We start from the raw sequence: 24,415 nt of genomic DNA, 5'->3' as shown, positions 1-24,415 counted from the left end.
GGCATCCGAAAAAAGAAGCAGTTGCGCGCGCTTTTCGCGCAGCAGGCCGTCTGCGGCAGCATGTCGCAGAGTGCGTCAGCGGTCGAGCACGAGCGGTTCCGACCCTTGCGCGGGCCGCGCGACGCACAGCAGCGCGCAACCGGGTTCAACCGTGGCGTCGGGCGCCTGCTCGTAGTCGACCGCGCCGGACAGCACGCGCGTCGCGCACGTGCCGCACGACCCGGAACGGCATTCGGACGGCACGTCCACGCGCTGCCCTTCCGCGAATTCGAGCAAGGTGCCGTCGGCGGGCGTCCACGCGGCTTCGCGGCCGGTGCGCCGGAAGACGACCGGCACGCTCGCCGCTGCCGGCGTCGCAGTCGTGCGGGTCGCGCTGCGTGCCACGCTCGACGGCCCGAATGCCTCGAAACGGATGCGTTCGTCCGGCACGTTCAGTGCGCGCAATCCGTCGTACAAGTCGCGCATGAATGCCGACGGCCCGCAGAGATAGAAATCGTAATCGTCGAACGAAAGGATCCGCTTCAGCTGCGCGATATCGATGCGGCCGGCATGCGCTGCCGAGCCTTCGTGAGGATGACTGTCGAACCAGTGAAGCGACAAGCGCGCGTCGGCGGCGGCGACGCGCGCCAGTTCCTCGGCGAACGGTCGATCAGCCGCTTCACGCGCGCCGTGCACGAACACCACGCGGCGCGTCGCTTGATCAACGGCCAGCGCACGGCGCAGCATCGCGACCATCGGCGTGATGCCGATACCGGCCGACACGAGCACGGCCGGGCGCGGGCTCGCGAGATCGAACGAGAAGCGGCCGCGCGGCATCTGCGCGTCGAGCGTGATGCCTGCGTGCGCGTGATCGTGCAGCCACGCCGACACGCGCCCTTCGCGCTTCACGGTGATTCGATAGTGCGCGCCGCCCGGTGCATCGGAGAGCGTGTAGCTGCGGATCGCCGGCGCATCGCTGCCCGGCAGCGGGATGCGCAGCGTCAGGTGCTGCCCGGCTTCATAGGGAGGCAACGGGCCGCCGTCCACCGGTTCGAAATGGAACGAGCGGATCGCGCGCGCTTCGTCGACGATCTTTGCGATTCGCAGTGGGCGCCATGCGGGTGCCGACGTCGATGGGGTCGGCAATGCGGATGCGGATGCGGATGCGGACGATACCACCACGCCTGCCCCTGCCCCTGCCCCTGCGTTTGCGTTTGCGTTTGAGCCCACACCCGCCGTCATCGCCGCGAACTGCGGCGCACGCTCGACCGCCGACCACCGAAACGGCAGCACCGCGCGCATGCGCCGCACTTCCCGCACATGGAACCGCACGACCCGCTGCGCGCCGTCGAACGACGCGACGAGCGGCCCGTCCCACACGATCTCGGCGCGTGCGGCCACATACAGCAGGTCGCCGTGGTCGAAATCGACGAACAGCAGCCCCGCGCGCGGATCGTGCTGCAGGTTCCCGAGCGTATTGAAGAAGCGGTTGCCGCTGAAATCCGGCGTCGTCAGCGTGCGCGCATCGTCGACGCGCACGAAACCCGGCATCCCGCCGCGATGCGACACGTCCGCGCCGCGCGCGGCGCCCGCGTCCGCCGACGTGTTCGCGCTCGCGACGAAGAACGTATCGGCCTGCGCGAGCAGCGCGCGATCGACATCGTTCAACGCGTCCGACACGTCGGGCCGCGCGGAGGCATCGGCTTCCCGTGCGACGAACGTCGGCTTGCGCCCCTGGATGTACTTCGCACAGTTGCCGAAGCTCTGCTCGACCGCGATCGTCAGCGCATCGCCGTCGACCGCGCGCACGACGCCGTTGACGCGATTGCGCCGTCGCGTCTCGAATTCGATCCCGAGCCCGCCGAGCGGCGCGCCCGGTTGCCACGCGCCGGCCAGCGGATCGCCCGGCAGCGCGCGCGCCGCGATGCGCAGCGTGCGCGCATCGGGCGACGTCACGAACCCCGGCGCGCCGGCCCGCAGCGTCGCCCACGGCTGGCCGTGCGCGTCGACGCCGCCGAGCACGAAGAACGGCAGTTGCGCGAAAAACGTCCGGTGCTGGTCCGGCATGAAGCGCCGGATCCCGCGCCGGCCGGCCGAACCCGCGGCCTCCGTCACGCCCGCGCGCTGCTGCACGGCGAGCTCGCCCGCGTGAAACGGCGTGGTGTCGAGTTCCCAGCCTGGTACGACGGTGGTCGGGATGTTCATTGCGTTCTCCCTGAGCAGGCCCGGCTTCGATGAGCGTTACGCGGCGAGCAGGCCCACGCGCGTCGTCGGCATCGCGACGAAGCCCGGCAGCGCCTCGATGCGCGCCAGCCACGCACGCACGTGCGGATACGGTTCAAGCGACACGCCGCCCTCCGGCGCGTGCGCGATGTACGAATACGCGGCGATATCGGCGATCGTCGGCTGCGCGCCGGCGGCAAACGGCTTGCCGGCCAGCTCGCCGTCGATCACGTCGAGCACTTTGGCGGCCGTGCGCTTGGCGGCCTCCTGGTCGAGCTGCGCGCCGAACACGGTCACGAGCCGCGCGGCGGCCGGCCCCGATGCAATCGGCCCCGCCGCATACGACAGCCAGCGCTGCACGACCGCCGCGCCGGCCGGATCGTCGGGCAGCCAGTGCGCGTCGCCGTAGCGCTTCGCGAGGTAGACGAGGATCGCGTTCGAATCGGCGATCACCGTGCCGCCGTCGTCGATCACGGGCACCTGTCCTAGCGGATTGAGCGCGAGAAACGCCGGTTCGCGCTGCGCGCCGGCGGCCAGATCGACATCGACGGTCTCGGACGGCAGGCCGAGCAGCGACAGGAACAACCGGACGCGATGAGCGTGCCCGGACAGCAGGAACGAATACACACGGATCGGGGAAGCAGGCTTGTTGGCGGCAGACATGGAAACGCTCCGGACTCTCGCGCCGCCGGGGATCGGCGACGCACAACCGCAGCGTAGCGCTCGCCGTTCGTCGCCAGAAGACGGATAATCGCGGAAACATCATCCTCTTTCATAGGACAATCGACGATGGCCGACCTGCGCGACGTGAACCTGAACCGGCTGGCGATTTTCGTCGCGGTGGTCGACGCCGGCTCGCTGACAGCCGCGGCCGAGCGGCTCGGCCTGGCGAAGACGGTCGTCAGCACGCACATGCAGCGCCTCGAATCCGAGGTGGGCGCGAACCTGCTGGTGCGCACCACCCGGCGGCTAAGCGTGACCGACGCGGGGCGGGCGTTCTACGACGCGTGCCGCGACATCGTGCGCGCCGCCGAAAGCGCGCTCGACGCGGTGTCGTCCGATGCGGGGCCGCTGCGCGGCACGCTGCGCGTGAGCGTGCCGATCGACTATGGCGCGCTGGTCGTCGCGCCTGCCGTGGTCGCGTTGCGCGACCGGCATCCGGGGCTCGACGTCGAACTCGTCGCGAACGACCGCGTGGTCGATCTCGTCGCGGACAACCTCGACGTCGCGATCCGCATCGGCCGCCTCGCCGATTCGAACTATCGGGCGGTGCAGCTCGGCACGTACGAGAAATGGCTGGTCGCGAGTCCCGCGTTCGTCGCGCGCCACGGGCGGCCACACGATCCGGATGCGCTCGCCGCGCTGCCGTTCGTGATGCTGTCGTCGCTGCCGCACGCGCATACGGTCAAACTGGAAGACGCGAACGGCAACACCGCTTCCGTGCGCTGCGTCGCGCCGGTCGTGTCGAACACCGCCACCGCGTGCCGCGCGATCGTGCTCGCGGGCGGCGGCTTCGGGCTACTGACGGATTTCTCGACCGCCGACGACGTCGCGGCGGGCCGGCTCGTGCGGCTGCTGCCTGCGTGGCGCTCGGCGCCGGCCGGGATTCACGCGGTGTATCCGTCGACGCGGCTGCCTTCGCCGAAAGTTCGGGCGTTTGTCGACGCGATGAAGGCGAGGATCGGGGAGACAGCGGGGGTCATCGCCGCGAAGCGACCCCGCACGCGTTAGCGTGTTAGTCGAACCGGAAGACGTTACGTTCGGGACTCATTCGTCGCAGCACTCGATATCCGCAAACACGGACTCGACAGGACGAAAATGGCCCTGTGCGATTTCGCGCTCACCTAGAGACAACAGCGTCAGCAACACCAGCGTTGCTTGAGACGCTCCCGACGATTCGATATCCACGACATACCTCTCGTTGTTTGCAACCGGCCAAGCTCTGGTTGGCCGCCCATATCAACGCGTGATTGATGGCGAACCGTCAAATCACGCATTACCGTTACCCCACCTCCCGCAACGTCCCCAGCAGCACCTTCCTGCAACTCGCGACCATCTGCGCCTCCGGATCGCGATAGTCGGTGAGCAGCCACGCCGCGCCGACGTTCGTCATCGCGCCGACGAGCGCGAGCCCGATCAGCCGCTGCTCGGTGCGCTCCGCCGGTGTTGCCGCTTCGCGCGGCGCGCCGATCGCCATGATCAGCTTGCCGAAGTCGATCAGCATGCGCTGGTAGGTCATGTCGGTGTCCGCGCTCACGCCCATCACCTCGAGCAGCAGCACGCGCGCCGCGCACGGGTCGCGCAGGAACGCGAAGAACGCGGCGAGGCCCGCATCGACGCTCTCGCGCAGATCGCCGCCGCGCTCGGCCACCGCCCGCCCGACCGCTTCGTGCAGCTGCTGCGCGTGATGCAGGTAGGTGCAGCGCAGCAAATCGTCGGTGCTGTCGAACGCCGCATAAAAATAGCGATCGTTCAGCTTCGCTTCCTGGCAGATCGACCGCACGGTCGCCTTGCGGAACCCGACCGTGCCGAACACGCGCGTCGCCGCGCGGATCAGTGCTTCGCGCCGCTCCGCGGCCCGCACCTCGGGCGCCACGCCGCCATACGACCGGCCCCTTTTTTCCGTTTTTTCCGTTTCGAGTGCTTTCTCCATTCCGCTATTTGACATCAGGACACCCGAAAACTAAAGTGGTGACGAACAACACCACAATAGATGCGCCGCCGGTACAGCGCAAGCGGAACGGGAGGAACGACGGATGAAGGGGTTTTCCGGCAAGGTCGCTGCGATCACGGGCGCCGGTTCGGGCATGGGCCGCAGCCTCGCGGTCGAGCTCGCGCGGCGCGGCTGCGAGGTCGCACTCGCCGACGTCAACGACGTCGGGCTCGCCGGCACGGCGGCCGCCTGCGCGCAGCACGGCGTGCGCGTGAGCACGCGGCGGCTCGACGTCGCCGACCGCGATGCGGTGTTCGCGTGGGCCGATTTCGTGCGCGCCGAGCACGGCAAGGTCAACCTGGTCTTCAACAACGCGGGCGTGTCGCTGGCCGCCAGCGCCGAGACCGCGCGCATCGCCGATCTCGAATGGATCGTCGGCATCAACTTCTGGGGTGTCGTGCACGGCACGCAGGCGTTCCTGCCGCATCTGCGCGCGTCGGGCGACGGGCACATCGTCAACACGTCGAGCCTGTTCGGCCTCGTCGCGATGCCCACCCAAAGCGCGTACAACGCGACCAAGTTCGCGGTGCGCGGCTTCACCGAGGCGCTGCGGATGGAGCTCGAGCTCGACGGCGCGCCGGTGAGCGCGACCTGCGTGCATCCGGGCGGCGTCGCGACGAACATCGTCGACGCGGGCCGCGTCGATACCAGCATCCATGCGCTCACGGGCCAGGACGAAGCGACCCATCGCCGCCAGGCCAACCGCCTGATCAACGCGACGACGGCCGACGACGCCGCGCGGCAGATCCTCGCGGGGGTCGAGCGAAATGCGCGCCGCGTGCTGGTCGGCGCCGACGCACGCCGGCTCGACCGGATCGCGCGCCTGCTCGGCGCCGGTTACCAGTGGCTGATGCTGCGCCATGTGCGCCGCGCCCGCGCCCGCAACCTTGAACGCGCGCACGCCCCGGCCGCGCGCCCGACCACGCCGACCAAGGACCCAGCATGACCTCGACGACGACCGACCAGCGCGACGCGCCGCCCGCCCCCGACGCCCGCCAGGAAAGCAACGACCTCGACGTGCTGATCGTCGGCGCCGGCCTGTCCGGCATCGGCGCCGCGTATCACCTGAAACAGCGCTGCCCGTATGCCAGCGTGGCGATCGTCGAGGCACGCGACGCGATCGGCGGCACCTGGGACCTGTTCCGCTATCCGGGCGTCCGTTCGGATTCCGACATGTTCACGCTCGGCTACAGCTTTCGGCCCTGGCACAGCGACAAGGCGATCTCGGACGGCCAGACGATCCTCGACTACATCCGCGACACCGCGCGCGCATACGGCATCGACAAGACGATCCGCTACGGCCAGAAGGTGGTCGCAGCCGACTGGGACTCGAACCGTGCACGCTGGACGGTGCGCATCGAGCGCACGCAGGACGGTGCGACCGTCACGCTCGTCTACACCTGCCGCTTCCTGTTCATGTGCAGCGGCTATTACGACTACGACGCCGGCTACCTGCCCGACTGGGCCGGGATGGACACGTTCGAAGGCAAGCTCGTGCATCCGCAGCACTGGCCGAAGGACCTGTCGTACGCGAACCGGCGCGTGGTCGTGATCGGCAGCGGCGCGACCGCCGTCACGCTCGTGCCGTCGATGGCGGCCGATGCGCGGCACGTGACGATGCTGCAGCGCTCGCCGACCTACATCGTGTCGCTGCCCGCGCGCGACAAGATCGCGAACGCGCTGCGTCGCGTGCTGCCGTCGCGGCTCGCGCACCGGCTCGTGCGCGTGAAGAACGTGCTGCTGACGATGTACCTGTACAACGTGTCGCGCCGCAAGCCCGACCGGACCAAGCAGTTCATCATCCGCGCGGCCAGCAAGCAGGTCGGCCCCGGCTTCGACGTCGCGAAGCACCTGACGCCGCGCTACATGCCGTGGGACCAGCGCGTGTGCCTCGTGCCGAACGGCGACCTGTTCAAGGCGATCCGCGCGGGCCGCGCGTCGATCGTCACCGACGAGATCGAGCGCTTCACGCCGACAGGCCTCAAGCTGAAGAGCGGCCAGCAGCTCGACGCGGACGTGATCGTCACCGCGACCGGGCTGAAGGTGAAGATGCTCGGCGGCGCGCGCGTCACCGTCGACGGCCGCGCGGTCAACCTGCCGGATACCGTGTCGTACAAGGGCATGATGTACAGCGACGTGCCGAACCTCGCGTCGTCGTTCGGCTACACGAATGCGTCGTGGACGCTGAAGGCCGAGCTGATCGCGCGCTACGTGTGCCGGCTGCTCAACCACATGCGCGCGAACGGCTACGACACGTGCGTGCCGCGGCTCGGCACCGGCGACCTCGGCAACGTGCCGGCCGTCAACCTGAGCTCGGGCTACATCCAGCGCGCGGCCGGCATCCTGCCGAAGCAGGGGCACAGCAAGCCATGGAAATTCCACCAGAACTACGTGCTCGATCTCGCATCGCTGAAGTTCAGCGGACTCGCCGATTCGGCGATGCAGTTCGAACGCCGCGCAAAAGCCGGCCCGGCCGTCACGGCGCCGGTTGCCGAACCCGCACTCGAAACCCGCTGAGGCCGACATGACCCCTACGCTCCATCTGATCCAGAACGTGCTGCTCGGCGTCGTCGCGGTGCTCGCCGCGCTCGCGCTGTTTACCGGTTACGTGGCCCGCCGCGTGACGCGCGCGTTTCCGCCCGAAGGCCGCTTCGTCGACATCGGCGGCGACCGCATCCACTACGTCGAATACGGCAACGGCCCGCCGATCGTGTTCGTCCACGGACTCGCGGGGCAACTGCGCAATTTCGCGTACCTGCCGCTCGCGCGGCTCGCGCAGCAGCATCGCGTGATCCTGATCGACCGGCCGGGCGCCGGCCGCTCGCTCCGCGGCGCGGGTTCGCAGGCGAACGTGTTCGCGCAGGCCCGCACGGTCGCCGCGTTCATCGACGCGCTGAAGCTCGACAAGCCGGTGCTGGTCGGCCACTCGCTCGGCGGCGCGATCGCGCTCGCGGTCGGGCTCAATCATGCGGACCGCGTGAGCCGGCTCGCACTGATCGCGCCGCTGTCGCACGAGCAGAGCGAGCCGCCGGCGCCGTTCAAGCCGCTGATGCTGCCGTCGCCGCTGGTGCGCCGCTTCGTGTCGTGGACCTTCGCGATTCCGCTGACGATCCTGACCGGCCGCAAGGCCGTGCGCCAGGTGTTCGCGCCGGAAGACGTGCCGCGCGACTTCCCGGTCAAGGGCGGCGGGTTGCTCGGGATGCGCCCGCACGTGTTTTACGCAACGGCGACCGACCTGCTGTCGGCGCCGGTCGACCTGCCCGCGATGGAACGCCGCTACCCGGACCTCGCGCTGCCGGTCGACGTGCTGTACGGCCGCGCCGATCCGATCCTGAACTGGCGCGAGCACGGCGAAGCGCTCGCGAAGAAATCGGCGCGCGTGCGGTTGAAGGTCGTCGACGGCGGGCACATGCTGCCGGTCACGATTCCGGACGCCACCGCCGACTGGCTGCTCGAAGTCGCCGCCGCGCCGGCCGAGGTGGCCGCGCCGTCGGCACGCATCGCGTAAGCCGGGACCGCGTAACAGCGCCTGATTCCGTGCCGTGCCGTCGGCGCCGGCGCGGCATCAGGTTTCGTCGTCGGGCACCGGCAGCCCGAGATCCGATATCACCTCCCGCGCGCTGCGGAACGCCTCGACCGCAGCCGGCGCGCCCGCGTACAGCGCGCTGTGCAGCAACACCTCGCGAATCTCGACGAGGCTCGCGCCGTTGTTGAGCGCGCCGCGAATGTGACCCTTCAGTTCCGTACTGCGGCCAAGCGCCGCCAGCATCGCGCAGGTGCACAGGCTGCGCGTCTTCAGGTCGATGCCGCCCCGCTGCCACGTGCTGCCCCACGCGTGCTCGTTCAGCCAGTTCTGCAACGGCCGCGAAAAACCGTCGAGGTCGCGCATCGCACGCTCGACGAACGCCTCGCCCATCACGTCGATGCGTCGCGCCTTGCCGTATTCCCTGTCCTGTTCGCTCATGTCCGTGTCCTGTGTGGAGTCTGGGTGTTGCGGCGTCGCCGCCAGCCGGGGATGTCGCGCCATGTTCATCGGGCCCGCGCGTTTCGTCAAAGATGCGGCCCTCGGTTCGAGGCCGCCCGCGTCACGCGATGTCGAACGCTACGTAACATCGCGCCACGCGTTACGGCGGCGTGCGGGAACATCGCAACCGCCGCGCCGGCGCACCCTGCGTGCCCGTCGCGCGAAACCGCCGGAACGCCGTTTAAATCGCACGTATATTCCCGAATCCTGCAATAAAGCGCGACACCATTTCGGGAATACTGCCGTGGCGCGGAATTTGCAGAGGAGGCTTGGACACACTTCCAATGTCGAGGCCAACATGCACAAACTCTTCAAGAAGACGACGGTAACGATGGCCGTCTCGTCGCTGCTCGCACTCTATGGTTGCGGCTCGGTCGATGGGCCGACCACGCCGCCGACGATCAAGCCGAGCACGTCAGGGACGGGCGGCAGCTCGGGGACGTCGGGAACGTCGGGTGGCGGGACGTCGGGTACTTCGGGTGGCGGGACTTCGGGTAGTTCAGGTACTTCGGGTACTTCGGGTACTTCGGGTACTTCGGGTACTTCGGGTACTTCGGGTACTTCGGGTACTTCGGGTACTTCGGGTACTTCGGGTACTTCGGGCACTTCCGGTACGTCGGGTACTTCCGGCACGTCGGGCACCTCCGGCACGTCGGGCACTTCCGGTACGTCGGGTACTTCCGGCACGTCGGGCACCTCCGGCACGTCGGGCACTTCCGGCACGTCGGGCACTTCCGGTACGTCGGGCACGTCGGGCACTTCCGGCACGTCGGGCACTTCCGGTACTTCGGGCACTTCCGGTACGTCGGGCACTTCCGGCACGTCGGGCACTTCCGGCACGTCGGGCACTTCCGGAACGTCGGGCACTTCCGGTACGTCGGGCACTTCCGGTACTTCGGGCACCTCCGGCACGTCGGGCACTTCCGGTACGTCGGGTACTTCCGGTACTTCGGGCACTTCCGGTACTTCGGGCACTTCCGGTACTTCGGGCACCTCCGGCACGTCGGGCACTTCCGGTACTTCGGGCACCTCCGGTACGTCGGGTACTTCCGGTACTTCGGGCACTTCGGGCACTTCGGGCACTTCGGGCACCTCCGGCACGTCGGGCACTTCCGGCACGTCGGGCACTTCCGGTACGTCGGGTACCTCCGGTACTTCGGGCACTTCCGGTACGTCCGGCACCTCCGGCACGTCCGGCACCTCCGGCACGTCGGGCACCTCCGGCACGTCGGGCACTTCCGGAACGTCGGGCACCTCCGGCACCGGCGTCACCCCCCTCGGCAATGTCCTCCAGAAATCCGGCAACCTCGTGACGGCACTCGGCACGACGGTCGCAACCGGTGGTGCGCAGATCGGCGGCGTGCAGATCCCCGGCACGAACCCGACGACGGCCACCAGCGTCGGCAACGCGGTCACGAGCCTGGGCAACGGCGTGCAGGCGCTCGGAAACGGCGTCGCGGCCGGCCTCGGCTCGATCGGCGTGTCGGCCAACCCGCTCGGACCGACGTTGACGTCGACCACCGGCCTGCTGACCGGCACCGGCGGCGCGGTCAACAACCTCGGCAACGCGGTGAAGAGCCTCGGTTCCGGCCCGCTGTCGCCGCTGTCGCCGGTTACGACACTCGTCGGCGATCTCGTCAACACCGTCGGCGGCGCCGTCAACTCGACCGCGTCGGGCCTCAACACGGCGCTGAACAGCTCGCCGGTCCAGCAGCTCGAGACGCAGGTCGGCAAGGTGATCAACCCGATCACGAACACGCTGACCGGCGGAGTCACGACGCCGGGCGCCACGCAGACGCTCGGCGGCGTCACGCTGCTCGGCACGCCGCTCAACGGCCTGCTGAGCGCACTCGGCAACGGCCTCGCCAGCGCCGGCACGAAGGTCGGCGGCGCAACCGACAACCCGGTCGGCGGCGCGCTCGGCGGCGTCGTGGCGCAGCTCGGCAACACGGTGACGTCCACCGGCGGCCTCGTCCACGACAGCAACGCGGGCAGCTCCAGCAGCGGCACGGGCGGCAGCAACCCGCTCGCCCCGATCACGGGCCTGCTCGGCACGCTGACGGGCGGCCTGGGGGGCGGCAGCTCGAGCGGTTCGGGCGGCACCAGCGGCACGAGCAGCGGCGGCCCGCTCGGACCGGTCACGGGCCTGCTCGGCTCGCTGACGGGTGCGCTCGGCGGCCTCGGTTCGGGCGGCACGAGCGGTACCGGCGGAACGAGCGGCACGGGCGGCACCAGCGGCACCGGTGGCGCGGGTATCGGCGGCCTGCTCGCGCCGGTCACCAACCTCGTCAACTCGCTGACGCCGCTCGGCGCCAGCCTCACCGGCACGGTCACGACGCCGGGCGGCAACGTGACAGGCACGCTCGGCGGCCTGCTGTCGAGCGGCCCGGTCGGCACGGTGACGGGTGCGCTGACGACGCCCGGAGGCGCCGCCGGCGCCACCGGCACGGCCAGCCCCGGCGGTGCGGCCGGCTCGGTCACGACGCCGGCGGGTGGCGGCTCCGTGGTGGGCGGCCTGACCGGCGGCTCGAGCGGGGGTGCCGCGGGCGGCGCCGGCAACCTGCTGTCGCCGGTGACGAACCTCCTGGGCGGTCTGCTGGGCGGCGGCAACAAGAAGTAACGCTTTACCTATCAGAACCACAGGCCAATGGCCGGGCGCGCATCCATACAAAGCCCGGCCGACGGCCGGCGTCACCCGCCAAGCGGGGGCGCCGGCCCTCATCCGTACGAGGATCCGATCATGAATTCCACGCTTGACGGCATCGCCGCGGTCCAGGACCGCCCACCCCGTTCCGCCACGCCGCTGCGCGCCGGCCTGCTCGGCATCGCCGCCGGGCTCTTCGCGCTGTGGATCACGCGCGACCAGCCGGCCCTCGACGCAGCCACGCGCGCGGTCATCGCCAGCCTCGCGATCATCGGCACGATCGCGCTGCACGAAATCTTCATCTCGCGCGTCTACCTGCGCCCGAGCGCGGGCCTGTCGCGGCAGGCCGTCCGGCCGCTCGGCATCGCGCGCGTCGCGACGCGGCTCGGCGCGCTGACGTCGATCTATGCCGGCATCGGCGTGATCTACTGGCTGCTGCCCGAATACCACGGCAAGTTCTACCTGCCGTTCTGGACGCTGCTGCGCTCGCTCGCGCCGTACGTCATCGTCGCCGCGCCGTTCTACTTCGCGTGGATGGATCGCCACCAGCGCGAGACCGACGACGCGTACCTGCTGTGGGGCCGCTTCCTGTTCCGCCGCGAGCAGCCCGCAAGCTGGAAGCCGGTGCGCGAGATGCTGGCCGGCTGGGGCGTGAAGGCGTTCTTCCTGCCGCTGATGACCGTCTACCTGTCGAAGGACGCCGATCACCTGACCGCGTCGCTCGCGAACGCGATGCATGCGCCGATGACGATCGCAACCTTCGTGTTCATGTACGACCTGTCGTTCACGATGGACCTGATGTTCGGCACGGTCGGCTATCTGTGCACGTTCCGCATCCTCGACAGCCACGTGCGCACCGTCGAGCCGACGACGCTCGGCTGGGTGGCCGCGCTGATGTGCTACCAGCCGTTCTGGTCGCTGTTCTCGAACAACTACATCCGCTACGAAGGCTCGATGTTCTGGGACAACTGGCTGATGTCGGCCCCGACGCTGCGCGTGATCTGGGGCGCGGTGATCATCCTGCTGCTGTTGACCTACGCGCTGTGCACGATCTCGTTCGGGCTGCGGTTCTCGAACCTGACGAACCGCGGGATCATCACGTCGGGCCCGTACCGCTTCACGAAGCATCCGGCGTACATCACGAAGAACCTGTCGTACTGGATGGTGTCGGTGCCGTTCGTCGAGCCGCTCGGCTGGCAGGTCGGACTCATGCACTGCGCGGGGCTCGTCGCGGTCAACCTGATCTACTACACGCGGGCGAAGACGGAAGAGCGCCACCTGATGCGCGACCCCGACTATCGCGCGTATGCCGAATGGATCGAGCATCACGGGTTGTTCGCACGGATCAGGCAGGCATTCGGGCAGCGCGCGCCGGCTTGATACGGTGGCAATGGCGGGGCCAGTTGCCCCGCCGCTTCACCGAAGCGCCGCGCGGGCCCGAAACCACAGCGCGTTGCGGCGGGCATGCTCAGTCGAACGGAACGCCGCTGTCGCGCCCGTCATGCGCGCGACCGGTCGCACGCGTCAGCCCCGTGATCGCGACGAAGCTCGCGAGGCCCATGCCGAAGCAGCAGGCCGCGAGCGGCCACGCGGTAGCGCCGTCGAAGAGCAGCGTCGCGAGCGTGCCCACGCCAGTGACGATCACGCCCTGCACCGCGTAGTAAAGCGCAACCGCCTTGCCGGCGGCATCGCCGAAATCGCGCAGCGCCCCGTTCGCGGACACCGACGACATCAGCACGATGCCGACCGCAACCAGCCACATCGGCATCACGAACGTCGCGAACGACGGCTTCGTCAGGACCGTGCAGACGGCCAGCACGATCGCGCCCGTCATCATCGTGAGCGCCCCTCGCGCAACGCAGCCGGCCTCGCCCCATCTCGACACGAACGTCCCTGCGAAGCGCGACACGACGACCATCACGATCGCGACAGTCGCAAAGGCCACGCTGAACGCCACGCGGGAATAGCCCACCCCGCCGACCAGCACGCGCGGCGCGGTAGAGAAGAAGACGAAGAACGCCCCCATCGCGGCGGCAAACGCGAGTGTGTGAACCTGAAAGGGCCGGCTGCCGAGAATCGATGCGACGGACGGCCCCTGCCGGTTCGCTGTTCGCGGCCGTGTTTCGTGCCAGCGTGGCCACGCACGGCCGCACGCCAGCAGACCCAGCAGGCCGAGCGTCGCGAAGATCGCGCGCCATCCGCAGGCGGCTGCGATGGCCGCGCCGAGCAGCGGGCCCAACGCGGGCACGAACGCCAGCATCGCGCCGAAGTGGCTGTAGATCGTGCGACCTTCCGGGCGATCGGCGTAGACATCGCGCACGGTCGCAAACGTGGCGACGAGCGCGGCCGACGCGCCCACTGCCTGCAGCACGCGCAGTGCGACGAACAGACCGCCGCCGGTGGCCATCGCAAGTGCCAGCGAAGCCGCCGCAAAACACAGCGCACCACCGAGCACCACCGGCCGTCTGCCGACGCGATCCGACAACGGGCCGAAGAGCATCTGGCCCAAGCCGAGGACGACCATGTAGACACTCAGCGTCAATTGGACGATAGCCGGTGACGTGCCCAGCGCGGACGGCATCTCCGGGATCACCGGCAGGTACACGTCCATCGCCAGCGACGCGAGAAGATCGAAAGGCGCCATCAGCAAGAGCGCCGATGGCAACGAATAGGCCCAGGCGGGCGTGGATTGTTCAGGCATGACGAGGCATCCGCTCAGAAAAGGGAATCTGGCGGCGATCTGCCTAGTCAGCGAGGGACAACGGGAGATCGCCGCAACGACCGGTGGACGAAGGTCGTTGCGGCTTAGCGATCCGTGGACGGGCCGGCTCCCATGGAGGAATCCTTGCGGTGTGCGTTGACCGCGCAGTGTAGTCGGTTCGACAGACGGGCACCAGCCGCGTGCGCACGGCCAGCGGAGGCTGTCGGGCCGGCCCGCGTCGCCTTCCGCTCGGGCGGCGGCACGCCATCATGCGGCCAATTGTCGCGAAACGACGCGATTCTCCGCCTTTCGTCACTTTTCAGCTTCTGTCCGATTGCCCACCCGAATCACGTCGCGTATGGTGCTGCCCGTCCGCGTGCGATACGGCGCCCGACCTGCGCGCTTGTCGCCCGGACCTTCGACCGTCGTCCCGCACGACGGCCGCGCGGGCCGTGCCCGCCGCTCACCGTCTCCGCGATGCCGCCCTCCGGCGCCGCGCATTCTTGAGGAGAGAGACGTGATCCACAAAGTCCTGATCCTGTTCGCACTCTGCATCGCGGGCCTCGCCGCGATCGCCGCCGGTTTCCAGCACATCCCCAGCTGATTCGCGGCCCCGGCTCGCTTCGCCGAGCCCGGGGGCCGCAGCCACTTCTTCCCCCCTTTGCGATGAACCACTTTCTCGGACCGCCCGGGACGGGCCACCTTTGCCATGCGTATCGACGTACAGCATTCCCAGCACGACATCGACGATGAACTCGACACGCTCTACGCGCGTCTCCACCAGCCCGGCCATCGCCTGCACGGCCTGCCGGCCGTCGCGCTCGGCCACTCCGGCCTGATCGTCCGCCACCGCGAGGCGGACGGCGAGTACTTCCTGTATGTCGAGGATCCGGCCGCGCGCCAGCTTGCCGGCTATACGGTGTTCAACCGCCTGCCCGAAATCCCGCGCCGCGCCGACCGCTACCTGCGCGCGCCGCATACGCGGCTGCGCGGGTCCGCGCAACGCAGGGGGCTCGCGACGACGTTGTATGGCTGGGGGCTCGACGCGGGCCTGTGCCTGATCAGCGGCGCGCGCCAATCGATCGGCGCCGCGCAGTTGTGGACGGCGCTCGCGCAGGAATACCGGCACGGCTTCGTCGATATCGACGGGCGTGCGCTGCGTTATCTCGGTGAAACCGTCGCCGACGACGTGCACGGCGCGCTGCATACGCGGCGGCTGATGCTCGGTCATGGATGGGAGATCGGGGAATTCGCGCGCGTGGCGGGGATGGCCGGTGCCGCCCGAACACCGGTGCGATAATCCGTGCGACCGGCGCGACGCTCGCCGCTACGCGACGCGCCAACCTACACGCATCTCGATGACAACCGATTCCCGAACCGACTCCGACCGCCACATCGACATCGTCGCGCTGTGCGGCAGCCTGCGCGCGCAGTCGTACAACGCCGCGCTGCTCGACGCGGCCACGCGCGTCGCGCCGCACGGCATGCGCATCGTGCGCTTCGATCGTCTCGGCGAATTCCCGCTGTTCAATCCCGATACCGAATATCCGTCGCCCGCCGCGGTGCGCGACCTGATCGACCGTGTGAATGCCGCCGACGGCCTGTTGATCGCCAGCCCGGAATACGCGCACGGCGTCACGGGCGTGATGAAGAACGCGCTGGACTGGATCGTGGGATGCGAGGCCGTCGTCTACAAGCCGGTCGCGGTGCTGAATGCGTCGCCACGCGCGACGCATGCGGACGCGGCGCTGCGGGAGACGCTGTCGGTGATGTCGGCGAACATCGTCGAGCGCGCGTCGATCACGCTGCCGATCCTCGGGAGCCAGCTCGACGCGGCGGGGATCGCCGCGCATCCGCCGTTCGCGTCGGCGCTCGCCGATGCGTTGCACGCACTGCGCGCGGCCATCCAGGCGGCAGAACCGGGCCGGTAGCAACCCGCGTTCGTTCGTGAGCGCGCGCGGCGTTACCGCGCCTTCGCGCGCGTCACCTTCTTCGCCGGCTTGGTCGCCTTCGCGCGCGGCGCTTCCTTCTCGGGCTGCGCGCCGCCGCCGGCGAGATCCTCGAGCCACGCGAGCGCGTCGACATACGACAGGAACTGCTGCAGATAGGCCGGCGACAACTCGCGCATCGTCGCGAGCGACCGGTGCACGAGACTGTTCGAATTGAGCGGCCCCGCGTTGCGCGGTACCTGGTCGAGCGACTGGCGGTACTGCTGTTCCGTGCGGACCTTCGACCACATCGTGCGGAAGTAGTCGACCAGCTCGGGATCGAGCCCGCGCCGGTCGGCCTGCGCATCGCGCGCGAGCCGCTCGACGAGTTCCGCCAGCGCGCCGCGCACGGGCGTACCTGCCGCGCCGCTCGCGGTTGCTGTTGCGGTTGCGGTTTCATCGGCGCGCGCAACGATCTCCGCGAAGCCTTCGAGCAACGTCGCCAGCCGCGCATCGAGCAACGCGCGCGCGTCGCCTTCGAGCGCGGCCGCGCGCCGTTCGAGCGCGTCGATCCGGTGAAAGCGCACCGGATCGAGCCGGTCGGCGCCCTGCTCGCGCCATGCGTCGAGCGTCGCGCGAACGTGCGTCGCGTCGCCGGTCACTTCGCCTTCCCTCCGTTCGATGCCGACTTGCGCGGCACCGGCGCGATCTCCACGCGGCGGTTCTTCGCGCGGCCCTCATCGTCCGCATTCGAGCTGACCGGCTGCTCGGAGCCGAACGCGGCCGCGAACACCGACGACGCCGGCACGCCGGCGTCGATCAGCGCACGCGTGACCGTCAACGCGCGCTTGGCCGACAGTTCCCAGTTGTCCGCGAACAGGCGGTTGCCCGCATGCACCTGCTGGTCGTCGGCGAAGCCGCTGATCATCAGGATCTCGTCGCGCGTCTTCAGGTAGGCGCCGAGCGGCGCGGCCAGCGTCTTCAGCAGGTCACGGCCCGCGGGCTGCAACTGGTCGGAATTCAATGCGAACAGCACGTTGCCGCTGATGCCGATGCGGCCGTTCACGAGCGTCACGCGACCGGCCGCGAGCGGCCCGGCAAGCGCCTGCTCGAGCGACTTGCGCTGCTGCGCTTCCTGCTGGCGCGCACGCACGGCCTCCTCGAGCTTCGACGTGAGCTGAAGCTGCATGCCGATCACGCCGACGAGGATCAGCACGAACGCGCCGAGCAGCACCGACATCAGGTCGGCGAACGCGGGCCACACCGGCGCGGCGGACGCGCCGCCGTCGATTTCGTCGTGCATGCGTTACGCTCCGACGCTCGCCCGCCGGCCGGCGAGCTGCTGCAGGTCTTCGACGATCTGCTTCTGCGACATCATGCTCAGGTCGATCACCTCGCGCGCCTGCGCGACGTAGTACTCGAGCTGCTCGTCGCTGCGCGCGAGCGACTTCTCGAGCGCGGCCTCGATGCGTTGCAGATGGGTCAGCAGCTTGTCGTTCGACTCGCCGAATACCTGCACGGCCGTCCCGAACGCGTCGCCGAGGCTCGCGACCTCGACGGCGCCTGCCGTGACTTGCGCGGCCACCGAGTCGAGCTTGCGCGTCTCGGCATCGACGGTGTCGTTGAAGCGCGCGCCGACGCGGTCGAGCAGGTCGGCCGACGTGCTGACGAGCGCGTCGATCGCGGTGCGCTGTTCGGTCGACGCGTGGTTGACCGCGCCGAGCAGCGTTTCGAGTGTCGCGAGCAGGCGGCTGCGTTCCTCGAGCATCGCGGTGTCGTGCACCAGGCTGTCGGACAGGCGCTGACGCAGCTCGGCGACGACGTCGGCCGCGGCCTTCGGCGCCTCCGAGGCAGCCTGCACGAGACGCGCGATCTCGTTGATCGTGTCGCTCGCGTGCACTTGCGCCTGCGCGGTGATGTCGTTCGCGGTGCGGGCCAGCGTGTCGCAGATGTCCTGCTGGCGCGTCGCGGCCTGTGCGCTCGTCTGCGCCCATTCGTCGCGCAGCGCGGCGGCCATCGCGGCGAGCGAGTCGTTCCATGCCGCCAGGCGCTGTTCGTCGCGCGCGGCCAGTTGCGTCTGCAGGCCGGCGTGCGAATCGCGGATCGTCGACAGCAACTCATTCGAGCGTTGTTCGAACGTCGAAGCCTGTGCCGTGAGATCGCGCGTCGTTTGTGCGAGTGCGTCGCAGATTTCCTGCTGACGGCCCGCGCTGTGCACGCCTGCGCGCTGCCATTCGTCACCGAGCTTCGCGACCATCGCAGCCAGCGAGTCGTTCCACGCAGCGAGGCGTTCTTCGTCGCGCGCGGCCAGTTGCGTCTGCAGGCCCGTGTGCGAATCGCGGATCGTCGACAGCAACGCGTTCGAGCGTTGTTCGAACGTCGAAGCCTGTGCGGTCAGGTCGCGCGTCGTTTGCGCCAGTGCGTCGCAGATTTCCTGCTGACGGCCCGCGCTGTGTACACCTGCCCGCTGCCATTCGTCGCCGAGCTTCGTCGCCATCGCGGCCAGCGAGTCGTTCCATGCAGCGAGGCGTTCTTCGTCGCGCGCCGCGAGCTGCGTCTGCAGGCCCGTATGCGAATCGCGGATCGTCGACAGCAACGCGTTCGAGCGTTGTTCGAACGTCGAAGCCTGTGCGGTCAGATCGCGCGTCGTTTGCGCCAGTGCGTCGCAGATTTCCTGCTGACGGCCCGCGCTGTGCGCGCCGGCGCGCTGCCATTCGTCGCCGAGCTTCGTCGCCATTGCGGCCAGCGAATCGTTCCATACGGACAGGCGTTCTTCATCGCGCGCGGCCAGTTGCGTCTGCAGGCCCGTGTGCGAATCGCGGATCGTCGACAGCAGTTCGTTCGAGCGTTGTTCGAACGTCGAAGCCTGTGCCGCGAGATCGCGCGTCGTTTGCGCCAGTGCGTCGCAGATTTCCTGCTGGCGGCCCGCGCTGTGCGCGCCGGCGCGCTGCCATTCGTCGCCGAGCTTCGCGGCCATCGCGGCCAGCGAATCGTTCCACGCGGCGAGACGCTCCTCGTCGCGTGCAGCCAGTTGCGTCTGCAGCCCCGCGTGCGACTCACGCATCGCGGCAAGCGTCGCGCCCGAATGGCGTTCGAACGTCGCGGCGGCCTCGCCCAGCGCGCGCGCATGCTGGCCGGCCAGCGTCTCGCCGACCTGCTCCTGGCGCGACAGCGCATCGCGCCATGCTTCCGACAGGCGGCTTTCAGTCGATTCGAGGCGCGTCGCCACGCCGTCGAGCAGGTCCGTCGAGCGCTGCGAGAACGTGTCGGTGAACTGGCCGAGCGTCGTCTGCAGCTGCTGCGCGACGGCATCGCCCGCGCGGCGCTGTTCGTCGAGCGCGCGGTTCCAGACGGCCGTCACGTTACCGGTGGTCTTCTCGAAGCCGTCCGTCAGCCCGTCGAGCTGACGCTGCACGGCGCCCGTCACGGTATCGCGCAGCGCGGCCATCTCCTGCGCGAGCCCCGTCATCGTCGCGGCGACGACCGGCTGCAGCGCGGCACCGGCCACGCGCGCGCTTTCGGCGGCGCTCTCCTTCAGCGCGTCGCCGACATTCGACGCGAGGCCCGCATACGCGCGCTCGGTCCGGTCGAAAAACGCCTGCTGGCTTTCGATCTGGCGATCGTGCAGCGCGACGCTGCGCGCCTCGAGCGTCGTCATCATCGTCTGCAGCCGGTCGACCAGCGCCGGCATCACGTCCGCCTGGCGCTGCAGCAGCCGGAACGATTCGTCGCGCTGGTGCGCGGACGAATGCACGCGCAGCGTCGTCGCGATCTTCGCGTCGAGCTGCTGGGCCGCGTCGATCCGCTCGCGGCGCACCAGTGCGGACAGCAGCCCGAGCATCGCGGACGTCGCGACGCCGGCGATCGACGTGCCGAATGCGAACCCGAGGCCCTTCACCGGCGCGATCAGCGACGCGCGGATCGCGTCGAGATCGGTCGCGCTTTCGAGCGCGGCGCCCGTGCCCTTCAGCGTGACGACCATCCCGAGCAGCGTGCCAAGCATGCCGAGCAGCACGAGCAGGCCGACGAGGTAAGGCGTGAGCGACGGGCCCGGCAGCGCGACGCGCGCGCCTTCGACCCGCGCGCGCACGGCGCCGCGCAGGCCCGGGTGCAGCGTGTCGAGCCACGTGTCGAGTTTCGCGGGCGGCTCGGTCAGGCCGGCGACCGCGCGCGACAGCGTGGCGGTGGCCTGCCGGTAGCGCAGCAGTTCCCATGCGCCGGCGACGTAGCACGCGGCGATCAGCAGCGTGACGGCCGACGCCAGCGGGTTCGACGCGACATAGCCGACGCCGATCCAGCCCACAGCGAGCAGACCGGCGACGAAGACAACGAGATCAAGGCGAATTCTGGACATAGCGTGTTGATTAGCTGGTGCGAAGGGCCGCGAGCAGCCCGTCTACCGTTTGAAACCGGACTTCGAGTTCGGCAAGCAGGATGCTTTGCATCTCGTCGCGAAACGTATCGAGCCATGCGCCGGGCACGATCGCCGCGACAGCCGTGGCGTCGGCCACCACCGCGCCGTCATCGGCTGGATTTGCCGTGGCTGCTGCGGCCGCGGCCGCCGATTCGGCATCGGCCAGCGCCTGCCGCTCCGCGTCGCGCAGCCGCCCGAAACGGGTGCCGAGCAGCGCGGGGATGGCCGACAGCAGGCTGCGCTCGCGCGCGCCGAGCACGCGCTCCATGATCGCGTCGAGCGTCGCGAGCCGCGCCATGCCGGACGAGCGCGCGGCGACCGCGACCCGCAGGCGGCCGCGCAACTGGCCGATCGCCGTTTCCATGTCCTGCTGCAGGGATAGATAACGCTGGCGGAAGTCCGCGAAATCGGCCGTGTCGGCGGCCGGCGGCGGCGGATCGCCGGGCCGGCGCCGCGCACGCGGCCGGTTGGTGGCCGTGATCGCCTGCGCGAGCTCGAGGCGCACGCGGGCGCAGTCGCGCTCCGCGTCGTAGCCGCGCACGCCGGCCGCGACGCCGGGCGGGCTCGCGTTCAGTGCGGACGACAGCGTGATCGCGTCGGTCCAGCCGAGCCACTGGCTCAGCCGGTCGGACAGCGTCTGCCGGGATTCCGCGACGTCGGCATCGGCCACGCGCGCGAGCAGCCGGACGAGCGCCGGGCCGCTCAGCGCCGGGCGCGGAGGTGCTTGCACCATGCTGCAAACCGTCAAAAAAGGCAGCAGTTTACACGTCGCCGGGCGGTCGGCCGCCAGAATCGGGGAAGCGGCGCCGATGGGCGCGGCGGGCGACACACGCGAACGCCCGCCGCGCAAGGCTCGGCGGGCGACTGGGGCTTCGGCGGCGACGGTTCCGACACGCCCTTGCCCTTGCCCTTGCCCTTGCCCTTGCCCTTGCCCTTGCCCTCGCCCTCGCCCGTCGCCCGTCGCCCGTCGCCCGTCGCCCGCCGCCCGCCGCCCGCCGCCCGCCGCCCGCCGCCCGCCGCCCGCAAATATCGTCCGACGATACCGGCCGCGTTGCACTACCATCAAAGCACCCGCCGAGCCACGCGATCCGGCCGCGGGCGGCGCCGCCGAGACCGGGCGCCACCGCCCCACGACGACAACAGACGGGCCCGGCCCGACCGCACACGATGCTTGCCAATCTCGTCTCGCGCCTGCGCGACCGTTTCGGCAAACCGCCGACCCCGCAGGCTTTCGCGGAACGCCTGATCGCCACGCTGCGCGCATCGGGCGACACACGCACCTGGCGCCACGAGGACGAGAAGGGCTGCCTCGTCCAGTCGGATGTGCCGTCGAACATCATCAACCTGCACAACCTGTTCCGCGACTACGCGGCCGCGAAGCCGTCCGAGCGGGACACCGTGCTGAAGCGCCAGGCGAACGCGATGATGCAGCACGAGATCCCGACGGATTTCGCCGTCGCGCGCGCGAAGCTGCGGCCCGTGATCCGCAGCGCGACCGAGCGCTGCGTGGCCGCGCTGCAACTGGCCGGGCAGCCCGGCATCACGGAGCTGGCGTTCCGGCCGCTGTGCGAGAACATCGAGATCGGCATTGCGTACGACGGCGAGCTCGACATCGCGCGCCTGCCGACCGCGACGCTCGATCGATGGGGCGTCTCGTTCGACGAAGCCTGCGACATCGCGATCGACAACCTGCGGGCCGCATCGTCGACGCCATGGGCCGCGCTGCCGAACGGGGTATTCCTGTCGCAATTCGACGACGCGTACGACGCGGCGCGGCTGCTGCTGACCGACCTGCTCCACCGGCAGCCGATCGCCGGCGCGCCGGTCGTGATGGCGCCGAACCGCGCGGTGCTGCTGCTCACCGGCGACCGCAACCCGGCCGGGCTCGCCGCCATGGTCGACCTCGCCGAACAGGCGCAGGCGCAGCCGCGCCCGCTGCCGCCGCTGATGCTGCGCTGGGACGGCGCCGCCTGGCGGCGCTTCGTGCCGGCAGGGCTCGAAGCGAAGCTGCATGCGCTGCGCATCGGCGAGCTCGCGGGCGACTACCAGGATCAGCGGATGCTGCTCAACGACGTGCATGAGCGCGACGGCACCGACCTCTTCGTGGCGACCTACTCGGTGTACAAACGCCAGGACGGCAGCCTGTTCAGCGTCGGCGTATGGAGCGACGGCGTGCCTTCCCTGCTGCCCGAGACGGATATCGTCGCGCTCCATCGCGGCTCGACGGGGCAGTCCGCGTACGTGCCGATGGCCGAGCTGCTGCGCACGTGCGGCGACCTGATGACGGCCACCGGGCATCGCCCGGTGCGGTATGAAGTGAAGGCATTTCCGGACGACACGCGGTTCGCGGCGCTGCTGGCGCGGTTCAGCGAAGCGTGATGCCGATGCCGATGCCGATGCGCGTTCGCGCGGCGCGCGCCGGCGGCCCGCCACGGGAATGGCCGGCCGCCGTGCGATGCGGATCGGGAATGGAAGCGGTCAGATGCGGTCAGATGCCCGCTTTCGGCGCATTCAGGATCAGTCGCAGCCCGAGCAGCGTGATCGCGCCGGCGGCGATGCGGTCGACCCACTTCTTCGCGCGCAGGTAGAGCTCGCGCGGCCGGCGTGTGGAAAAGCACAGCGCGACGATCGTGTACCAGCCGAACTCGACGCCGAACACGAGCGGCGGCAGCGCCAGATAGCACCACAGCGGCGGATGCTGCGGGAGCAGCGCCGCGAAGATGCTGCCGTACCAGATCGCCGTCTTCGGGTTGCTGAGCTGGGTCGTGAGGCCCGTCCAGAACGACTTGCGCGCGCTGCCGCCGGCCATCGCCTGCGGATCGTCCATCGCGATCGGCCGGTCGGCGCCGCGCCAGATCTTCGACGCCATGTAGATCAGGTACGCGCCGCCCGCCACCTTCAGGCCCACGTACAGCCATTCGACGGCCTGCAGCAGCGTATAGAGCCCGGCCAGTGCGACGCCGCCGAACACGATGCCGCCGATGCCCATGCCGAGCGCGGTAGCCAGCCCGTCGCGGCGCGACAGCCCGATCGAATTGCGGGCAACCAGCACGAAGCTCGGGCCCGGAATCATCGCGCCGAGAAACAGCGCGGCCAGGATGGCGAGTACGGCAGCCGATGCAGTCATCGAAGTCTCCTTGGTGAGCGACGCCGGATCGCCAGCGCCTGCGTGTCGTTTCCGAAGGTCGAGCCGCTGATTCTGGCACGCTTCGCGCATGGCCGAAAGCGGCTTTGCGCTGCTATGCTGGCCCTCTTTCCCGTGATTCGCGCCGCCCCCCATGATCGAGATTCGCGCCGCCCGCTATCCCGCTGACGCCCGTGCCGTCGAGGCGATCTTCCGCGAGTACATCGCGAGCCCGACCGTCAGCCTCGAATTCCAGGACTACGAGCCCGAGATCGCCGCACTGCCCGGCAAGTACGCGGCGCCGCGCGGGCAGCTGCTGCTCGCGTGGCAAGGCGAACGCGCGGTGGGCTGTGCGGCGTTTCGCGCGATCGACGCGACGACGTGCGAGATGAAGCGCGTCTACGTGCGCCCCGACGCGCGCGGGCTGAACGTCGGCCGCCGGCTCGTCGAACGGCTGCTGCACGACGCGAAGGCGGCCGGCTATGCGCGCATGTGCCTCGACGTGCTGCCCGAATTCGTCGCTGCCAGAAAACTGTATGCGTCGCTCGGCTTCACGCCCGCGCCGCCCGTCGCGTTCAACCCGGTGCCGGGCACCGAGTTTCTCGGGCGGGATTTGTAGCGCCGGTACAGTGCGCAACTGACCACGCTCTTCCCGGCGCCCGACG

Annotated in this window: 21 protein-coding genes; 10 read left to right on the top strand and 11 right to left on the bottom strand. The window is 69.7% G+C overall.

Annotation, left to right across the window (positions count from 1 at the left end; translation table 11 throughout):
* Positions 1-75: 75 nt before the first annotated feature.
* Positions 76-2,184 (bottom strand): pyridoxamine 5'-phosphate oxidase family protein, encoded by a 2,109-nt coding sequence (locus LGM89_RS07595; protein ID WP_226272746.1) that lies wholly within the window; start codon positions 2,182-2,184, stop codon positions 76-78.
* Between the two features lie 36 nt (positions 2,185-2,220).
* Entirely contained in the window at positions 2,221-2,865 is a 645-nt protein-coding gene (locus LGM89_RS07590; protein WP_226272745.1) for a glutathione S-transferase family protein, read from the bottom strand.
* A 126-nt stretch (positions 2,866-2,991) separates the two neighbouring features.
* Here LGM89_RS07590 and LGM89_RS07585 point away from each other — a divergent pair, with 126 nt between their 5' ends.
* Complete coding sequence (locus LGM89_RS07585; protein ID WP_226205682.1) at positions 2,992-3,933, top strand: LysR family transcriptional regulator; 942 nt, start codon at positions 2,992-2,994, stop codon at positions 3,931-3,933.
* A gap of 36 nt (positions 3,934-3,969) precedes the next feature.
* On the opposite strand, the gene LGM89_RS07580 is transcribed toward LGM89_RS07585, so the two are convergent.
* Together LGM89_RS07580 and LGM89_RS07575 are read right to left on the bottom strand one after the other, a co-directional pair.
* The gene (locus LGM89_RS07580) at positions 3,970-4,110 is read right to left on the bottom strand and encodes a hypothetical protein (RefSeq protein ID WP_179254919.1); all 141 of its coding nucleotides are present in this window, start codon (positions 4,108-4,110) and stop codon (positions 3,970-3,972) included.
* 94 nt (positions 4,111-4,204) lie between these two features.
* Positions 4,205-4,855 (bottom strand): TetR/AcrR family transcriptional regulator, encoded by a 651-nt coding sequence (locus LGM89_RS07575; RefSeq protein WP_226205681.1) that lies wholly within the window; start codon positions 4,853-4,855, stop codon positions 4,205-4,207.
* Positions 4,856-4,958: 103 nt separating this feature from the next.
* Between LGM89_RS07575 and LGM89_RS07570 the strand changes: the two genes are divergently transcribed.
* The 3 genes from LGM89_RS07570 to LGM89_RS07560 are packed head-to-tail and all read left to right on the top strand — an operon-like array spanning position 4,959 to position 8,423.
* A complete protein-coding gene (locus tag LGM89_RS07570; RefSeq protein WP_226272744.1) occupies positions 4,959-5,861 on the top strand; it encodes an SDR family NAD(P)-dependent oxidoreductase in 903 nt (300 codons plus the stop codon).
* A complete protein-coding gene (locus LGM89_RS07565) occupies positions 5,858-7,432 on the top strand; it encodes a flavin-containing monooxygenase (protein ID WP_089497562.1) in 1,575 nt (524 codons plus the stop codon). The genes LGM89_RS07570 and LGM89_RS07565 overlap by 4 nt, the downstream gene beginning before the upstream one ends.
* A 7-nt stretch (positions 7,433-7,439) precedes the next feature.
* Positions 7,440-8,423: an alpha/beta fold hydrolase gene (locus tag LGM89_RS07560; protein WP_089497563.1), complete on the top strand. Its 984-nt coding sequence runs from the start codon at positions 7,440-7,442 to the stop codon at positions 8,421-8,423.
* A 57-nt stretch (positions 8,424-8,480) separates the two neighbouring features.
* Here the strand turns inward: LGM89_RS07560 and LGM89_RS07555 are convergent, their stop codons facing one another.
* Positions 8,481-8,879, bottom strand: coding sequence for a carboxymuconolactone decarboxylase family protein (locus LGM89_RS07555; protein WP_089497564.1), 399 nt, complete (start codon positions 8,877-8,879; stop codon positions 8,481-8,483).
* A 358-nt stretch (positions 8,880-9,237) separates the two neighbouring features.
* Between LGM89_RS07555 and LGM89_RS37295 the strand changes: the two genes are divergently transcribed.
* Together LGM89_RS37295 and LGM89_RS07540 are read left to right on the top strand one after the other, a co-directional pair.
* Positions 9,238-11,559 (top strand): collagen-like triple helix repeat-containing protein, encoded by a 2,322-nt coding sequence (locus LGM89_RS37295; RefSeq protein WP_319001499.1) that lies wholly within the window; start codon positions 9,238-9,240, stop codon positions 11,557-11,559.
* Positions 11,560-11,679: 120 nt separating this feature from the next.
* A complete protein-coding gene (locus LGM89_RS07540) occupies positions 11,680-12,963 on the top strand; it encodes an isoprenylcysteine carboxylmethyltransferase family protein (protein ID WP_089497566.1) in 1,284 nt (427 codons plus the stop codon).
* Between the two features lie 88 nt (positions 12,964-13,051).
* On the opposite strand, the gene cml is transcribed toward LGM89_RS07540, so the two are convergent.
* Positions 13,052-14,284 carry a CmlA/FloR family chloramphenicol efflux MFS transporter gene (gene cml, locus LGM89_RS07535; protein WP_089497567.1) on the bottom strand — a complete coding sequence of 411 codons (1,233 nt, stop codon included), beginning with the start codon at positions 14,282-14,284 and terminating at the stop codon, positions 13,052-13,054.
* 709 nt (positions 14,285-14,993) lie between these two features.
* Between cml and LGM89_RS07530 the strand changes: the two genes are divergently transcribed.
* A complete protein-coding gene (locus LGM89_RS07530; protein ID WP_226272742.1) occupies positions 14,994-15,584 on the top strand; it encodes a histone acetyltransferase in 591 nt (196 codons plus the stop codon).
* Between the two features lie 58 nt (positions 15,585-15,642).
* On the top strand, positions 15,643-16,215 hold the full coding sequence (locus LGM89_RS07525) for an NADPH-dependent FMN reductase (RefSeq protein WP_089497569.1): 573 nt from the start codon (positions 15,643-15,645) through the stop codon (positions 16,213-16,215).
* A 32-nt stretch (positions 16,216-16,247) separates the two neighbouring features.
* On the opposite strand, the gene LGM89_RS07520 is transcribed toward LGM89_RS07525, so the two are convergent.
* Genes LGM89_RS07520 through LGM89_RS07505 form a run of 4 tightly spaced genes read right to left on the bottom strand, consistent with a single transcriptional unit; the run spans position 16,248 to position 21,359 of the window.
* A complete protein-coding gene (locus tag LGM89_RS07520; protein WP_089497570.1) occupies positions 16,248-16,874 on the bottom strand; it encodes a DUF2894 domain-containing protein in 627 nt (208 codons plus the stop codon).
* Positions 16,871-17,515 carry an OmpA family protein gene (locus tag LGM89_RS07515; protein ID WP_089497571.1) on the bottom strand — a complete coding sequence of 215 codons (645 nt, stop codon included), beginning with the start codon at positions 17,513-17,515 and terminating at the stop codon, positions 16,871-16,873. The genes LGM89_RS07520 and LGM89_RS07515 overlap by 4 nt, the downstream gene beginning before the upstream one ends.
* A 3-nt stretch (positions 17,516-17,518) precedes the next feature.
* Complete coding sequence (locus LGM89_RS07510) at positions 17,519-20,566, bottom strand: DUF802 domain-containing protein (RefSeq protein WP_226272741.1); 3,048 nt, start codon at positions 20,564-20,566, stop codon at positions 17,519-17,521.
* Between the two features lie 10 nt (positions 20,567-20,576).
* A complete protein-coding gene (locus LGM89_RS07505) occupies positions 20,577-21,359 on the bottom strand; it encodes a DUF3348 domain-containing protein (RefSeq protein WP_089497573.1) in 783 nt (260 codons plus the stop codon).
* Positions 21,360-21,793: 434 nt separating this feature from the next.
* On the opposite strand from LGM89_RS07505, the gene LGM89_RS07500 reads away from it, so the two are divergent.
* Positions 21,794-23,005, top strand: coding sequence for a hypothetical protein (locus LGM89_RS07500; protein WP_226272740.1), 1,212 nt, complete (start codon positions 21,794-21,796; stop codon positions 23,003-23,005).
* A gap of 109 nt (positions 23,006-23,114) precedes the next feature.
* Here the strand turns inward: LGM89_RS07500 and LGM89_RS07495 are convergent, their stop codons facing one another.
* A complete protein-coding gene (locus LGM89_RS07495) occupies positions 23,115-23,753 on the bottom strand; it encodes a LysE family translocator (protein WP_069252865.1) in 639 nt (212 codons plus the stop codon).
* 151 nt (positions 23,754-23,904) lie between these two features.
* Between LGM89_RS07495 and LGM89_RS07490 the strand changes: the two genes are divergently transcribed.
* On the top strand, positions 23,905-24,369 hold the full coding sequence (locus LGM89_RS07490) for a GNAT family N-acetyltransferase (protein WP_226272739.1): 465 nt from the start codon (positions 23,905-23,907) through the stop codon (positions 24,367-24,369).
* The last annotated feature ends 46 nt before the right edge of the window (positions 24,370-24,415 follow it).

The organism is Burkholderia sp. AU31624, assembly GCF_020420065.1.
In the GTDB taxonomy this organism is placed as follows: Bacteria; Pseudomonadota; Gammaproteobacteria; order Burkholderiales; family Burkholderiaceae; genus Burkholderia.
Note: the sequence above shows the minus strand (reverse complement) of the source record. Positions and strands in the feature narration are given on the sequence as shown.